Source organism: Variovorax ureilyticus (assembly GCF_037889935.1).
Lineage (GTDB): Bacteria > Pseudomonadota > Gammaproteobacteria > Burkholderiales > Burkholderiaceae_C > Variovorax > Variovorax ureilyticus.
Genome location: NZ_JBBKZU010000005.1, coordinates 285,990 through 300,237, shown reverse-complemented (window position 1 = coordinate 300,237; position 14,248 = coordinate 285,990). Strand labels below are relative to the sequence as shown.

The 14,248-nt window shown below is 67.0% G+C and carries 12 protein-coding genes; 8 read left to right on the top strand and 4 right to left on the bottom strand.

Annotated features, from left to right (window positions below):
* Nucleotides 1–6 precede the first annotated feature (6 nt).
* Together WKW77_RS13785 and WKW77_RS13780 are read right to left on the bottom strand one after the other, a co-directional pair.
* Nucleotides 7–1,377, bottom strand: a complete 1,371-nt coding sequence (locus tag WKW77_RS13785) for a sensor histidine kinase (RefSeq protein ID WP_340357407.1) — start codon at nucleotides 1,375–1,377, stop codon at nucleotides 7–9.
* A complete protein-coding gene (locus WKW77_RS13780; RefSeq protein WP_340357406.1) occupies nucleotides 1,374–2,063 on the bottom strand; it encodes a response regulator transcription factor in 690 nt (229 codons plus the stop codon). The genes WKW77_RS13785 and WKW77_RS13780 overlap by 4 nt, the downstream gene beginning before the upstream one ends.
* 449 nt (nucleotides 2,064–2,512) lie before the next feature.
* On the opposite strand from WKW77_RS13780, the gene WKW77_RS13775 reads away from it, so the two are divergent.
* The 4 genes from WKW77_RS13775 to creC all read left to right on the top strand — a co-directional run bounded on the left by WKW77_RS13775 (nucleotide 2,513) and on the right by creC (nucleotide 5,937).
* Complete coding sequence (locus tag WKW77_RS13775) at nucleotides 2,513–2,707, top strand: heavy-metal-associated domain-containing protein (protein ID WP_340357405.1); 195 nt, start codon at nucleotides 2,513–2,515, stop codon at nucleotides 2,705–2,707.
* 113 nt (nucleotides 2,708–2,820) lie between these two features.
* Entirely contained in the window at nucleotides 2,821–3,588 is a 768-nt protein-coding gene (locus WKW77_RS13770; RefSeq protein ID WP_340357404.1) for a TIGR04325 family methyltransferase, read from the top strand.
* A 161-nt stretch (nucleotides 3,589–3,749) separates the two neighbouring features.
* Nucleotides 3,750–4,493, top strand: coding sequence for a two-component system response regulator CreB (creB, locus tag WKW77_RS13765; RefSeq protein ID WP_340357403.1), 744 nt, complete (start codon nucleotides 3,750–3,752; stop codon nucleotides 4,491–4,493).
* 4 nt (nucleotides 4,494–4,497) lie between these two features.
* Complete coding sequence (creC, locus tag WKW77_RS13760) at nucleotides 4,498–5,937, top strand: two-component system sensor histidine kinase CreC (RefSeq protein ID WP_340357402.1); 1,440 nt, start codon at nucleotides 4,498–4,500, stop codon at nucleotides 5,935–5,937.
* Here creC and WKW77_RS13755 read toward each other — a convergent pair.
* Together WKW77_RS13755 and WKW77_RS13750 are read right to left on the bottom strand one after the other, a co-directional pair.
* Nucleotides 5,931–6,536: a hypothetical protein gene (locus tag WKW77_RS13755; protein ID WP_340357401.1), complete on the bottom strand. Its 606-nt coding sequence runs from the start codon at nucleotides 6,534–6,536 to the stop codon at nucleotides 5,931–5,933. The two genes, creC and WKW77_RS13755, sit on opposite strands and share 7 nt — an antisense overlap.
* Nucleotides 6,537–6,624: 88 nt before the next feature.
* Complete coding sequence (locus WKW77_RS13750; protein WP_340357400.1) at nucleotides 6,625–9,006, bottom strand: penicillin-binding protein 1A; 2,382 nt, start codon at nucleotides 9,004–9,006, stop codon at nucleotides 6,625–6,627.
* Nucleotides 9,007–9,319: 313 nt separating this feature from the next.
* Here WKW77_RS13750 and WKW77_RS13745 point away from each other — a divergent pair, with 313 nt between their 5' ends.
* The 4 genes from WKW77_RS13745 to WKW77_RS13730 are packed head-to-tail and all read left to right on the top strand — an operon-like array spanning nucleotide 9,320 to nucleotide 14,197.
* Complete coding sequence (locus WKW77_RS13745; protein ID WP_340357399.1) at nucleotides 9,320–11,398, top strand: VIT and vWA domain-containing protein; 2,079 nt, start codon at nucleotides 9,320–9,322, stop codon at nucleotides 11,396–11,398.
* Nucleotides 11,399–11,408: 10 nt separating this feature from the next.
* Nucleotides 11,409–12,281, top strand: a complete 873-nt coding sequence (gene xrtQ / locus WKW77_RS13740; RefSeq protein ID WP_340357398.1) for an exosortase Q — start codon at nucleotides 11,409–11,411, stop codon at nucleotides 12,279–12,281.
* A complete protein-coding gene (locus tag WKW77_RS13735) occupies nucleotides 12,262–12,915 on the top strand; it encodes a hypothetical protein (RefSeq protein WP_340357397.1) in 654 nt (217 codons plus the stop codon). The genes xrtQ and WKW77_RS13735 overlap by 20 nt, the downstream gene beginning before the upstream one ends.
* 7 nt (nucleotides 12,916–12,922) lie before the next feature.
* Nucleotides 12,923–14,197, top strand: coding sequence for a transglycosylase domain-containing protein (locus WKW77_RS13730; RefSeq protein ID WP_340357396.1), 1,275 nt, complete (start codon nucleotides 12,923–12,925; stop codon nucleotides 14,195–14,197).
* Nucleotides 14,198–14,248: the final 51 nt, after the last annotated feature.

Below are 14,248 nucleotides of genomic sequence, written 5' to 3'. Positions count from 1 at the left end.
ATCGCGTCAGTCGGGCCCGAATGCCAGGCTGACGCGCAAACCACCTTCTTCCGAAGCCTTCGCGAAGCTGAGCTCCGCACCGAGCAGCTTCGCATAGCGCGCCACGATCGCGAGGCCCAGTCCGGCGCCTTCGCCGAGCTTCTGGCCCTCCGGTCCCTGTGTCCATCGCTCCATCAGGTCGCGCTGCGCCGCATCGGGAATGCCCGGGCCATCGTCGATCACGCTCAGGGTCCTGCCGTCGAGTTCGATGGTGATCGTGTGCCCGCCGTAGCGCAGCGCGTTGTCGATCAGGTTGTCGAGCGTGCCTTCGACCAGCGCCATGGTCGCCTGCACCGTCACCGGCTCGTCGATGCCCTTGGCGCCCAGATCCACGCCCTTGGCATCGGCCCGCGCCAGATGGCGGAGCACCGCTTGCCGGATCAGTTCGTCGAGACGCACCGCCTGCTGCTGCAGGCCCGTGCGTCTTTCATTGGCCAGCGCCAGCGCCAGCAATTGATCCACGAGGTGACTGGCCCGCGCCTGGCTCGTGGCGATCTGCTTGAGCTGTTCGCGCCACACCGAGGGCGTCGTCTGCGCAAGCCCATAGTCCGCGAGCGCCCGGATTCCGGCGAGCGGGGTTCGCAGTTCGTGCGCCACGTTGCCGGCGAACTCGCGCTGCGCGGACGCGCTCTGCGCCAGCCTTTCGAGCAGCGCGTTGAGCGTGTCGCACAACTGCTCAAGCTCGCGCGAACTGCGTGCCACGGGCACCGGCGTCAAGTCGTTTGCATTGCGCTTTTCCAGCGTCTGCCGCAATTCGCCGAGCGGACGAAGCTCGCGCCGGATGCGGCGCCACAGCCACGTCGCGAGCAAGCCCAGCAGCACGATCTGCGGCGCGATCGAATAGATCAGCAGCCTTTCGATCAGAACGCCGCGCGCGGTCGTTGTCTGCGCCACCACCACGCTGTAGGCATCGGGCTCGTCGTGATTCATCACCACCGCGCGCAAGGTCTGGCCCTCGAAGATCACATGCGAGAAACGGTGCCGCGCACCTTCCTCCGGCGGCGACGCCGTCAGCCCCGGGTTGCCGGCCAGCAGGGACCCGTCGGGCCGCAGCACCGCGAAGTAGACCTGCTCGTCCTGGTCGAAGAGCATGTTCGTGACTTCGCGCGGCGACAGCGGCAGCTCGATGCCCCGCTCTCCCCGACGCACATTGGCCGATATCGCGTACGCGTCGTCGAGCAGCGCGCGGTCGAAGGCTTGCCGCGTGAAATAGCTCGCCAGGTAGAGCGCCACCGCGGTGCCGAGAAACCAGGTCAGCGCCAGCGGCAGCAGCACGCCGCGCAGCACCCGCGTGGTCAGAGACGGCGCGGCCGGGCTGCGCGGCGGCGTCGCGCTCACACCTCGGCTTCCAGCAGATAGCCGATGCCCCGCAAGGTCCGGATCGCCGCGCCGCTGCCCACCAGTTTCTTGCGCAGGCGCGAAATGAAAGCCTCGAGTGCGTTGTCGCCCAGCGAGTCGTCGAAGCTCGAGAGCTTGTCCGACAGCTCACGCTTGCTGATGGTCCGGCCCGGCGGACTCATCAACTCCCACAAGACCTCGAATTCGCGCGCCGGCAGGTCGAGCGGCACGTTGCCGATGCCGAAGCGCCGTGCACGGCGGTCGAGCCGCAGCCGGCCCAGGGTGGAGATGTCCTCCGTGCCTTGGGCACGACGCACCAGCGCGCGAAGACGCGCCTCCACTTCCGCGAGGTCGAAAGGCTTGCCGAGGTAGTCGTCCGCACCCGCATCCAGCCCGGCGATGCGTTCCTCCGTCCGGTCGCGCGCGGTCAGCACCAGCACCGGCGTCCGGTCGCCGCGCAGGCGCGCATGGCGCAACGCGGTCAGGCCGCTGCCCAAGCCGCTGGTCGGACTCGCCGTGGCGGGCAGGTTCAGATCGAGGAGCACCGCGTCGAAGCTCTGCACGCGCCACAGGTGCTCTGCTTCTTCCACGCTCGCAGCCACATCGACGCGGTGTCCCGCGTCACCCAGGCTGCGCAGCATCACGCTGCGCAGTACGGCGTCATCTTCGACCAGGAGGATTCGCATAGCTCGAGCAGGAGGAGAAAGGTCAGGGGGTTGTGTTTGTACAGCATGCGCAGCGGGCCGCAGCGCATTTCAGGTGCTGCTCGGCAACCTGTACACGGAATCGCCGGGCTCTGTCAAAGCACAACCCTGGGGACAGTTCCGGCACAAGCGAGCGGTTGTCCACAGGCCGATCGCGTTTCGCAGAGTTGTTCGAATTCGCGCGACAGCGCGGAAGCGCGGCTGCGCACAGTGAACAGGTGACGATAAGTGCCTGTCGGCAAAGGAAAAAATTGATATATCCACAGCAACATGCAAGCCTTACCTACTACTACTAATCTAAATAAGGGAAATAGGAGAGGAATAGGAACAGCCGTCGATTTCCGCGCGCCAGCGCCAGCCTCTGGACATTGCCATGGTGAGAAGGTTCAAACTCGGGGCTTCCGTCATCCAGTAGGAAAGGAGCCACTCCGATGAGCCAGAAATTTCAGGTCACCGGCATGAGCTGCGGGCACTGCGCCAACCTGGTGCAGAACGCGGTACAAACCATCGATCCCAAAGCACAGGTCACGGTCGACCTCGAAACGGGCCACGTGGACGTCGTCAGCGAGCATCCGCGCGCGGACATCATCGTGGCCATCGAAAACGCCGGATATCGGGCGCAGTAGCCACAGATCACCGTCCGGAGACGCTGGAAAGACTTGGAAACCTCGCCAGCAGTTGAATACTTAATGTTTCAACGTGCAAAATGTGTCATTGCTGCTGACATCAACGAGGTGCCATGCTTTCCAGCCTTCTGCCTTCCTCGGTCCGCGAGTCGACCTACCGCCGCAAATTCCTGGAAAACCGCGACGAGAACCTGTTCATGGGTTCTTTCGAGAGCTTCGCCGACGCCGAGGCCCATGCGCCTGCGGGCAAGACGGTGGGCTACGACACGCCGGAGGCGGCCAATCTCTACAGCCATCAGATCTACTTCTACGACTACCCCGCGCTCTTCTGGCTCGGGCGTTCGCTGGACAGCGGCCTGCGCACCGTCTTCGACCTGGGCGGGCACATCGGCATCAAGTACTACGCGTTCCGCCGCGTGCTCAATTACCCGCCGGAGATGCGCTGGACGGTTTGTGACGTGCCGGGTGTGATCAAGGCTGGCGCCGAAGTCGCTGCGCAGCGGCAAGTCGCCGGTCAGCTGGGTTTCACCACCGATTTCCACGACGCGAGCGGCTGCGACATCCTGTATGCCTCCGGCAGCCTGCAATATCTGCCGAAGCACCTGTCCGAAATCCTGGCCGAGCTCCCGGTCAAGCCCAAGCGCATCATCATCAACACCGCGGCGGTCCATCCGGAGAAGACGCTCTACACGCTCAACAGCATCGGCGTGGCGGTGTGTCCGTACCGGATCGAGCACCATGACCGGCTCTTCGCCGATCTCACCGAGGCGGGCTATGTGCGCCGCGATGCCTGGCGCAACGAGGGCAAGCCGATCGAGGTGCCCTTCATCGAGGGCGGCGACAAACCCTACTACGCCGGTTGCTGCTTCGACCAGGCTTGACTCACCCCCAGGCTCGCGCACTTCGTGTCGCTCTCCACCCCCTTCCATGGGGCAATCCCTGCGGCCCGGCAAAGCCGGTTCCGCGGGATTTGCCGAAGGGGCCTTGCTCGCTGGGTGGCGGTCATCCGTTGCCTATGCATGGCGGGGCTACCATCCGGGCCATGCCCTCCAACCCCCGGATCCTGATCGCCGAAGACGAATCCGGCATCGCAGACACCCTCCAATACGTGCTGCGCACCGATGGCTTCGCGCCGGTCTGGTGCCCGACCGCAGAGGAAGCGATCGCGCAATTCACCGCCGAACCGCCCGCGCTCGCGATCCTCGACATCGGCCTGCCTGACATGAACGGTTTCGATCTGTTCAAGCGGCTGCAGTCGCTGCCCGGAGGCGCGCAGGTGCCGATGCTGTTCCTGACTGCGCGCAGCGACGAGATCGACCGCGTGGTCGGCCTCGAACTGGGCGCGGACGACTACGTGGCCAAGCCCTTTTCTCCGCGCGAACTGGTGGCGCGGGTGAGGACCATCCTGCGACGGAGCGGCCGCAATGGGCAGAACGGGCCGTCAACCGCGGCGACGGCTCCTGCAACTGCCCCCGCGCCCGCGATGCCCTTCGCGGTCGACGCCGAGCGCATGCAGATCCGCTACTACGGCCGCCTGCTCGAACTCTCCCGCTACGAGTACGGCCTGCTGCGGCTGATGGTCCAGCGCCCCGGCCGCGTCTTCACGCGCGGCGAGTTGCTGCGCCTCGTGTGGGACGAATCGAGCGAGAGCTTCGACCGCACCGTGGATGCGCACATCAAGACCCTGCGCGCCAAGCTCAAGGCGATCGCGCCGGACGTGGAACCGATCCGCACCCTGCGCGGCACCGGCTATGCGCTGAACGAAGAACTGCCGCCGGCCGCGTGACAGGGTGACGCGCCGAACCCGCATCTTCATCGGGGTCCTGCTGATCTACACGGTCGGCATCGCCTTCCTGCTGTACCGCGTGGTCTCGGACATCGATCCGCGCTACCGCGAGTCGGCGGAGGAATCGCTGGTCGAGACCTCGCAGCTGATGGCCAGCCTGATCGAGCAGGACGTGATCGCGGGTGCCATCAACGTCTCGCGGCTCGATCCGTTGTTCCGCTCGGTCTATGCGAGGCAGTTCTCGGCGCAGATCTACAACCTGCACAAACGTCATGTGGAGTTGCGCATGTACGTCACCGACCGAACCGGGCGCGTGTTGTTCGATTCGCTGGGCCGCAGCACCGGCGCGGACTACTCGCAGCGCCCCGACGTGAGCCGTTCCCTGGCCGGTGTCTACGGTGCGCGCACCTCGCGCGACATCGCGGGCGATCCGCTGACCTCGGTGATGTACGTCGGTGCGCCGATCCGCTGGGGCAACGAGATCGTCGGCGTGGTCACCGTCGGCAAGCCGGTGCGCAGCTTCGGGCAGTTCGTCGAGGACGCGCGCGCACGCACGCTCTGGGTCGGCGCCGGCTCGGCCTTCGCGCTGCTGGTGTTGGCCATCATCGTGTCGATCTGGCTCGTGCGGCCCTTCGGCCTCATCTCGGACTACGTCGGATGGCTGCGCAGCCAGCGCAGCCTGAGCCTGTCGCGCATGGTCCGGCGCGCGGTGGACACGCTGCGCGGCGGCCTGCGCGAAATGCGCGATGCGCTCACCGGCCGCAACTACGTGGCCGACTACGTGCAGACCTTCACGCACGAAGTGAAGAGCCCGCTTTCGGCCATCCGTGGCGCGGCCGAACTCATCCAGGAGCCGTCGATGCCGCAGGCCGAGCGCGAACGATTCCTCGCGAACATCGCGCACGAGACGCAGCGCATCCAGGAGATCGTCGACCGCATGATGGAGCTCACCGCGCTGGAGACGCGTCGCGCGCTCGAGCGCAGCGAGCCCGTGGCCCTGGCGCCCCTCTTGCGCGACATCGGCGCGGGCGCGCAGGCGGCGGCATCGAAGCGCCAGATCCATGTCAACGTGGCGATCCACAACGAGGCGCGGGTCGAAGGCGATCCCTTCCTGCTGCGCCGCGCGATCAGCAACCTGCTGGACAACGCGATCGACTTTTCACCGGATGGCGCCGAAGTGCTGCTCGCGCTGGAGGCCGAAGGGCGGCGCGCCCGGATCACCGTGCGCGATCGCGGCAAGGGCATCCCCGACTTCGCGAAAGACAAGGTGTTCGAGAAGTTCTATTCGCTCGCCCGCCCGCACAGCCAGAAGAAGAGCACCGGCCTTGGGCTGGCCTTCGTGAAGGAGATCGCCACCTTGCATCGCGGCCGTGTCGAGCTCGTCAATGCGCCGCGCGGCGGCGCGCAGGCGACGCTCACGCTGCCGCTGCTCGCGTATCACTGACGCGTGAGGGCCAGGTAGGCGCTGCGCGTGGCGGGACTCACCGAATCGATGAGCTGCTGGTAGGCGGTCCTGTGCCGGGCGAGCATGCGCGCCGATGCAATCGCCTTCGACTTGCAGAACCAGTGGCAGGTGTGCTGCATGAGGAAAAGCTCGGCGGACATCATGTAGGCCTTGGCTTTCTGGCCGCGCTGGGCGTCGTTCTGCGCCACTTCCGCGATACCGCGCGCGTGGATCGCGAAAGCCCTGCGCACGTCGAAGGTGGCTCGAGGCAGGAACTGGCCCGCGTACGGAAGTGCGATCGGCAAGGTGCTGACGCGCGCTTCCTTTTCGTCCACGCGAGAGAACTCGGCGGCGAAGTTGCTGAACTGCATTGAGAGCTTGCGCTCGGTGTCGTCGAGCAAGGCCCAGATCTGCGCCCGCCGGGCCGGATCTTCCTCGCCCAAGCATCGCAGGTAGCCTTCGGTGAGGTTCTCCATGAGCTTCTCGATCTGGTAGTTGCCGAGGTAGCTGCCGAGCAGTGCGACGCGGCGGCGCTGGTCCGCCGATTTGAGGATGGAGGCGCCGACGAGGACGAGCGTCGCCAGGATCAGGTATTCCATGGCCGGATGTGAGAGGGGGGATGTGGAGTGTAGATAGCTCCGCATCCCCCTTCATGCATTTCGCGCCGAGGGGCGGCGCGGCGGCGGCCTAGCGGAAGAAGTCGAGGATGCGGCTGCGCTCCTCGGCCGGCGGTGGTGCGCCGACCGGTGCGCCCGCAAGCGCTTCGGCCGATGTCGGTGCCTGCGCATCGACACCCAGGCTCGCGACGCCGTGGCCCGGTCCGAACTCGTCGAAGTACCACTCGCCATCGACATTGACGAGGCCGCCCGGTGCGCGCGGTTCGCTCACCGGAACGCCCTTCAACGCGGTCTGCATGAAGCCGACCCAGATCGGCAGGCTCAGGCTGCCGCCGGTCTCGCCGCGCACGCCGAGCTGGCGCGGCGTGTCGTAGCCGATCCATGCGATGCCGACCATCGTCGGCTGGAAGCCCGCGAACCAGGTGTCGAACGAGTCGTTGGTGGTGCCGGTCTTGCCGAAGAGGTCGTTGCGACGCAGCGCCTGGCCGGCCTTCGACGCCGTGCCGCCCTTCACCACGCTCTGCAGCAGCGAGCCCATGACGAAGGCATTGCGCTCGGGGATGGCGCGGCGGCTCTCGTCGAGCACCGGCGCTTCGGTTTCGAGCAGGACCTTGTCCTTCATGTCGGTGACGCGCGTGACGAGGTACGGATTCACGCGATAGCCGCCGTTGGCGAACACCGAGTAGCCGGCCGCCATCTGCATCGGCGTGACCGAACCCGCGCCGAGCCCCATCGGCAGGTTGGCAGGCTGCTTGTCGCGGTCGAAGCCGAAGCGGGTGACCCAGTCCTGCGCGTAGTCGACGCCGATCGACTGCAGCACGCGGATCGTGACCAGGTTCTTCGACTGCTGCAGCGCGCGGCGCAGCGTGATCGGGCCGTCGTAGGTGCCGTCGTAGTTCTTCGGCTCCCAGGCCTGCCCGCCGGGGCCGGCTTCGAAGGACAGCGGCGCGTCGTTGACGATGGTGCTCGGAGAGAAGCCCTTCTCCAGTGCGGCCGAGTAGATGAACGGCTTGAAGCTCGATCCGGGCTGCCGCCATGCCTGGGTGACGTGGTTGAACTTGCTGCGTCCGAAGTCGAAGCCACCCACGAGCGCCTTGATCGCACCGCTCTTCGGGTCCATGGCGACGAACGCGCCTTCGACTTCGGGCACCTGCGTGATTTCCCAACCGCCCTTGGCCATCTTCGCGACGCGGATGACGGCGCCGCGGCGGATCTTGATTGCGGCCGGCGCCTTCGCGGCGAGGCCCGATTGCGCGGGGCGCAGGCCTTCACTGGTGATCTGCAGGGTCTCGCCATTGGCACGCACGGCGGTGACTTCCTTCGGGCTGGCTTCGAGCACCACGGCAGCAACCAGATCGCCGTTGTCGGGGTGGTCGGCCAGCGCATCGTCGACCGCGTCGTCGAGTTCCTTCGCTTCGTCGGGCAGGTCGGCGAAGGCCTCGGGACCGCGGTAGGGCTGGCGGCGTTCGTAGTCCAGGATGCCGCGGCGCAGCGATCGATAGGCCGCTGCCTGATCGCCCGAGTCGAGCGAGGTGTAGACCTTGAGCCCGCTGGTGTAGATGCTGTCGCCGTACTGCGCGTGCATCATCTGCCGCACTGTCTCGGCGACATACTCGGCGTGCAGGCGATCGGGGTCGGCGGCATCGCGCAGATGCAGTTCCTCCTTCTTCGCCTGGTCGGCCTGCTCGGCGGTGATGAAGCCGGTTTCCTGCATGCGGTCGATCACGTAGAGCTGCCGTGCGCGCGCGCGGCGCGGATTGGCGACCGGGTTGTTGGTTCCCGGGGCCTTCGGCAGGCCCGCGAGCATCGCGGCTTCGGCAATCGTCACCTTCTGGAGCGGCTTGCCGAAGTAGGTCTCGGCGGCCGCCCCGAAACCATAGGCGCGATTGCCGAGGTAGATCTGGTTCAGGTAGATCTCGAGGATCTGGTCCTTGGTGAGCTGGCGCTCGAGCTGCATCGACAGCAGGATCTCGTAGGCCTTGCGGCTCAGCGTGCGTTCCGAGCTCAGGAACACGTTGCGCGCGACCTGCATCGTGATGGTGGAGGCGCCCTGCTGGCGGCCGCCGCGCAGGCTCGAGAAGGCCGCCCGAACAAAGCCCTTGTAGTCCACGCCACCGTGGTCGTAGAAGCGCGCGTCCTCGACCGCGAGCACCGCGTCCTTCATCACCTGGGGGATGTCCGCGAAGGGCGTGAGATTGCGACGCTCCTCGCCGAATTCGCCGATCAGGCTGCCATCGGCCGCGAAGACACGCAGCGGGAGCTTGGGCCGGTAGTCCGCCAGATCGGACACGCTCGGGAGCTTTGGGTAGATCACCGCCACTGCGGTCGCAGCGCCGATCATCACGACGAGAGCACCAGCGGCAATCGCGGCGCCGCCCCAAATGGCAATGCGGCGCAGCGGACCTGGAGGAGCCTTGCGCGCCGGCTCGCTGGAAGAAGAAGGTTTCGGCATGTGGATGTGGACCCGACGTGGGAATACTCTTTTACAGAGTCATACATTTGCTATCAGTCGGATAGCGCCGTCGGCCCGGATAGGAGCAACTCCGCATTTTCCAGTTCCCGGGCCGGATTTCAAAAGGGATGGCGCCCTAATGCTGACTGCGGCTTCCGAAGCCCGTGTGAAGTCGGGGTGTCCCTGACTTCACACGGACTTCACGCAAGCGCCGGCGGCTTCGAACAGCCTTCCAACTGGCTTCGCGCTCCCCCTCGACATTGCCTGGCGTGCACCGTTGCACGACACCCATCGAGGGACAAGGACCAACGTCATGGAAGCTTCCATACCCCGCCCCGGCCGCTGGCTCTGGCTCGGCACGCTGAGCCTCGCCACCACCTGCTTCGCCCTGCTGCTCGCGCGGCCCGTGCATGCACAGCAGGAGGCACCGGGCCCGCACATCAAGACCGAGAGCCCGTACTTCTTCGTCAAGAGCGACGACCCTGAGGTCGATCGTCTCCCTCTCAAGGGCACCGAGGTGGACGTGAAGGTCTCCGGCGTGATCGCGGACGTGACCGTCACGCAGACCTACCGCAACGAAGGCAGGCGCCCGATCGAGGCGCGGTACGTGTTCCCGGGCTCCACGAAGGCGGCGGTGAGCGGTCTCAACGTACGCCTGGCCGATCGCCTAATCACCGCGCAGATCCGCGAGAAGGAGCAGGCACGCATCGAATACGACACCGCGAAGAAGGAAGGCAAGACGGCCGCTCTGCTCGAACAACACCTGCCCAACGTGTTCCAGATGAACGTCGCGAACATCCTGCCGGGCGACGACGTGAAGGTCGAGCTGCGCTACACCGAACTTCTCGTGCCGGAGGGCGGCAACTACCAGTTCGTCTTTCCGACGGTGGTCGGTCCGCGCTACAACAGCCCGCAGTCCGAGAACGCGCAGGCGCGCTGGGTCGCGCAGCCCATCCTGCGTGCGGGCGTCGAGCCGAACACCCGCTTCAGGCTCAAGGTCGCACTCGACACGCCGCTGGGCATCAAGGAAGTGCGTTCGCTCACGCACGACATCGACGTGCAGCGCCGTGATGGCGACGGGCACGCCGACATCACGCTCGCAGATGGCAGCGCAGCGGCGGACAACCGCGATTTCGTGCTGGACTACCGCCTGGCGGGCGAACGCATCGAGTCGGGCCTGATGCTTTACGAGGGCCAAGGAGGTCAGGGAGAAAGCGCCGAGAACTTCTTCCTCGCGATGGTCGAGCCGCCGAAGTCGGTGCCCGCGAATGTCATCTCGCCGCGCGACTACATCTTCGTGGTCGACATCTCGGGCTCGATGCACGGATTCCCGCTGGACACCGCGAAGGCCACTCTGGAGCGGCTCATCGGCGGACTGCGTCCCAGCGACAGCTTCAACGTGCTGCTGTTCTCGGGCAGCAACCGGATGCTGTCGCCCCACTCGGTGCCCGCGACGCGCGCCAACATCGAACAGGCGCTCGCCACCATCCAGAACTACAGCGGCAGCGGCAGCACGGAGCTGATCCCCGCCTTGAAGCGAGCCTATGCCGAACCGAAGGCCGATGACGTGTCGCGCACCATCGTGGTGGTGACCGACGGCTACGTCACCGTGGAGCGCGAAGCGTTCGAACTGGTGCGCAAGAACCTGTCGAAAGCCAATCTGTTCGCCTTCGGCATCGGTTCGTCGGTCAACCGGCACCTGATGGAAGGCCTGGCGCGCGCCGGCATGGGCGAGCCATTCATCGTCACGGACCCGGTGCAGGCACCCGGGCAGGCAGCGCGCTTCCGACGCATGATCGAATCGCCGGTGCTCACCAGCGTGAAGGCGCGCTTCGAAGGGCTGGATGTCTATGACGTCGAACCTGCCGCGTTGCCGGACGTGCTCGGCGAGCGTCCGGTGATCGTGTTCGGCAAGTGGCGCGGCGAAGCCAAGGGTCGCATGGTCATCGAGGGCCGCAGCGCCAGCGGTCCGTACCGCCAGGAACTGAAGATCGACCCGCACACGCGCAAGGATGCGGCCGCGCTGCGCAGCCTGTGGGCGCGTCATCGCATCGCGAGCCTCGGCGACCAGGAAGCGCTGGAAGGCGGCGACGAACTGCGCAAGCGCATCACCGAACTCGGCCTTCGCTATAGCCTGCTCACGCAATACACGAGCTTCATCGCGGTGGACAAGGTGGTGCGCAACGCCGCGCCGCAGAACAGCGTCGGGGTCGACCAGCCGGTGCCGCTGCCCAAGGGCGTCAGCGAACTGGCGGTCGGCCAGAGCTTCGGCGCCGAAGTGCCGAGCTCGCCCGAGCCCGAAACGCTCGGTGCGATCGCGGTGGTGATCTCGATGCTCGCGATGCTGCGCCGCCGTGCGCGTCGCAACGATCCCCGCCGATACACGGCCTGAGGAGGACGACATGTCGCTTGCCTCACTCGCCCAAACTCACCCACGTGTCATCGACTGGGGCATCCGCCTCGATCGCGCGCCGGCCGCGGGCTGGCTCTCGCTGCAGGCGGGTGCGCTGTCCCCGCACTGGATCTGGATGGCGCGCCGCATGCATGACGGTTCCGACGATCCGCTCGGCTTGCTCGCGCTGGCCGCGCTCGCCGTACTGGTGTGGCGCTTTCGAAGCGAACTGCGACCTGCGCCGCGCCTCGGCTGGCTCGCGATCGCCACCTTCGGCACGCTCTGCGCTGCGCTGCTCCGGACGGGAGCGGGTCCCCTGCCTTCGTTGCCGGCTCTGGCTGCCGCGCTGCTCGCGGTGCTTGCGCTGGCCTGCGGGCTGCTGGCCTTCCTGCCGCGGCGCGTCGCAGCTTTGCCGATGCTCGCCATGCTGGCCCTGCCCTGGCTGTCGTCGCTGCAGTTCTATGCGGGCTACCCGCTGCGCGTCATCACTGCCGAAGCCAGCCGTTGGCTGCTGATGACGGGCTTCAACGTTGCGCGGGAGGGCAGCAGCCTGCTGGTCGATGGGCAACTCGTGATCGTCGATGCGCCCTGCTCCGGCGTGCAGATGGCCTGGTTCGGCTACTTCACCGCCTGCGTGGTCGCGCTCTGGTCGGAGCGCGATGGCCGCAGCTTTCTCGCACGTCTGCCGGCCGTCGGGCTGTTGGTGCTGGGCGGGAACATCGCGCGCAACAGCGTGCTGGTGGCGCTCGAAGCCGCGGCCCATGCACCGCCGGGGTGGTTGCACGACGGCTTCGGGCTCGCGGTGCTTGCAGGGGTGTGCGCGGGCATCGCGTGGGTGATGGTCGCGTCCGCAGGAGGTCGCCGTGTCGATACAGCTTTTTGACGCCGGGCCGCCCCAAGGTAAAGAACACCCCGCCGGGGGGCAGCGAGGACACGATGTGCCGAGCGTGGGGGCCATTCTTGAACGCTGGTTCGGCAATCGCTTCGTCAACCGCATCGCGCACAAGGCGGTATTCGCGTCGGCCATGCTGGTGTGCATGCTCTGGTCGGCGACCTCGGCACTCCAGGACGATGCGCCCTCGGCCGCGACGGCGAGCTTCCAGGAATGGCCCAGCGAATGGGAAGGCGCGCCGCTGCGCCCGTTGGCGCTCAGCGAGGTGGAACACCGCTTTGCCGACCGCTTTCCCGGCGCGATCGCGCGCCTGACCGATGGCCGCCAGGTGCTCGTGATGCGCCGCGTCGACACACCCACCCGCATGCTGCATCCGGCCGCCGATTGCTACCGGGCGCTCGGCTACGGCATCGCGCAGGCGCGTCTGGAGCAGGACGTGCATGCCCGACTGTGGCGCTGTTTCGTCGCCGAGCGGCACGGCGTGCAGAAAATGCGCGTCTGCGAGCGCATCGTCGATGCCGAGGGTGCCGCTTTCACCGACACTTCAGCCTGGTACTGGGCAGCTGCCACCGGCCGGTCGAACGGCCCCTGGCAGGCTGTCACGTCGGCGAGAACTATCGAGTGAGAGAGATTTGCTGAAGAAGGCCCTGCTTTACCTGCTTTTCGCGACCCTGGCGCTGGTGCTGACCGCAGGCATCGCCGCGTATCTGATCCTGCGGCTGGCGCTCGCGCCCGGACCCGACGAATGGGCTGCGCGCGTCAAGGCCGGTCCTTTCTCCGTCGACGTCGGCGTGCCCACGGCGATCCGGCTCGCCACCTCGTCGTGGTTCGCGCCATGGATCGCGGGCCGCACCGTCGAGACCGGCTTCGGCCCTGTGCAGTTCGGCTGGAACGAACCCACCGCCACGCTCGAGCTGCATTGCGCGCCGTGCAGCGCCACGGTGCCTTCGCTGGGCAAGACGCCGATCCGCGTCGATCGTCTCAAGGCGACGGTGCGCCGCGATGCGGGCACGCTCAGCGGCCTGCTCGAAGCCTCGGCGCCGGGTGCGGTGACCACCGAAGGCACCGGCGACGTGGTGCTGCGCGGGCGCTGGGACGGCCGGCTCACGCAGAAGAACCTGCAACTCGACATCCGCGCCGACAACGCGCCGATCGTCCACTGGTACGCGGTGCTCGCGCCCGACCTGCCCGAGCTCAAGCGCGCGCGCATCGGCGGCACGATGGGCCTGCGCGCACATGTGGTGCTTCCGGGCGGCACCTATTCCCTGACGCCGCAGCTCGAGGGCTTTACCGTCGATGGTCTGGGCACCGAGGCGATCGCCAACGCACGCACGAGCTGCGGGCCCGCGAGCCGCCTCGGCAGCGAGAGCTGGCTCGCCCGGTCGGTGATCTCGGCCGAGGACCAGCGCTTCTTCAACCATCCCGGCTACGACCTGACCGAACTCGCGGCCTCTCTCGAGGTCAACCAGAAGGCCTCGCGCACCGAGCGCGGCGGCAGCACCATCACCCAGCAACTCGCCAAGATCCTGGTGACCGGTGGCGAACAGAACGCCGACCGCAAGCTGCGCGAGCTGCTCTACGCCGTCGAGATGGAACAGACGCTGGGCAAGGCGCGGATCCTGGCGCTCTACCTCGACAACGCGCCGTGGGGCGCACGCATCTGCGGCGCGGAGACGGCGGCGCGCACCTATTTCAAGCGCTCCGCACGCAACCTGGAGCCGGCGCAGGCGGTCTGGCTCGCGTCCATGCTGACCAATCCGGCGCTGGCCGTGCGCAAGTGGCAGCAGGACGGCAACATCAACGTCGAGCGGGCGACGAAGGTGGCCGACGGCGTGCGCGGCATCACCAAGGCACAAAGGGACGCACTGCTCAAGAGCGTGGCCGCCGCGAAGTTCGCTGCACCCTAGGCGACCGGCGCGGGCGCGGGCGCGCACCACGATGGCACATGACGGCGCCGA

Bases quoted from the DNA above. Each gene is read 5' to 3' on its own strand.
- WKW77_RS13755 (WP_340357401.1), bottom strand. From the start codon at position 6,536: ATGGAATACCTGATCCTGGCGACGCTCGTCCTCGTCGGCGCCTCCATC.
- creB (WP_340357403.1), top strand. From the start codon at position 3,750: ATGCCCTCCAACCCCCGGATCCTGATCGCCGAAGACGAATCCGGCATC.
- WKW77_RS13745 (WP_340357399.1), top strand. From the start codon at position 9,320: ATGGAAGCTTCCATACCCCGCCCCGGCCGCTGGCTCTGGCTCGGCACG.
- WKW77_RS13775 (WP_340357405.1), top strand. From the start codon at position 2,513: ATGAGCCAGAAATTTCAGGTCACCGGCATGAGCTGCGGGCACTGCGCC.
- xrtQ (WP_340357398.1), top strand. From the start codon at position 11,409: ATGTCGCTTGCCTCACTCGCCCAAACTCACCCACGTGTCATCGACTGG.
- WKW77_RS13750 (WP_340357400.1), bottom strand. From the start codon at position 9,006: ATGCCGAAACCTTCTTCTTCCAGCGAGCCGGCGCGCAAGGCTCCTCCA.
- WKW77_RS13780 (WP_340357406.1), bottom strand. From the start codon at position 2,063: ATGCGAATCCTCCTGGTCGAAGATGACGCCGTACTGCGCAGCGTGATG.
- WKW77_RS13770 (WP_340357404.1), top strand. From the start codon at position 2,821: ATGCTTTCCAGCCTTCTGCCTTCCTCGGTCCGCGAGTCGACCTACCGC.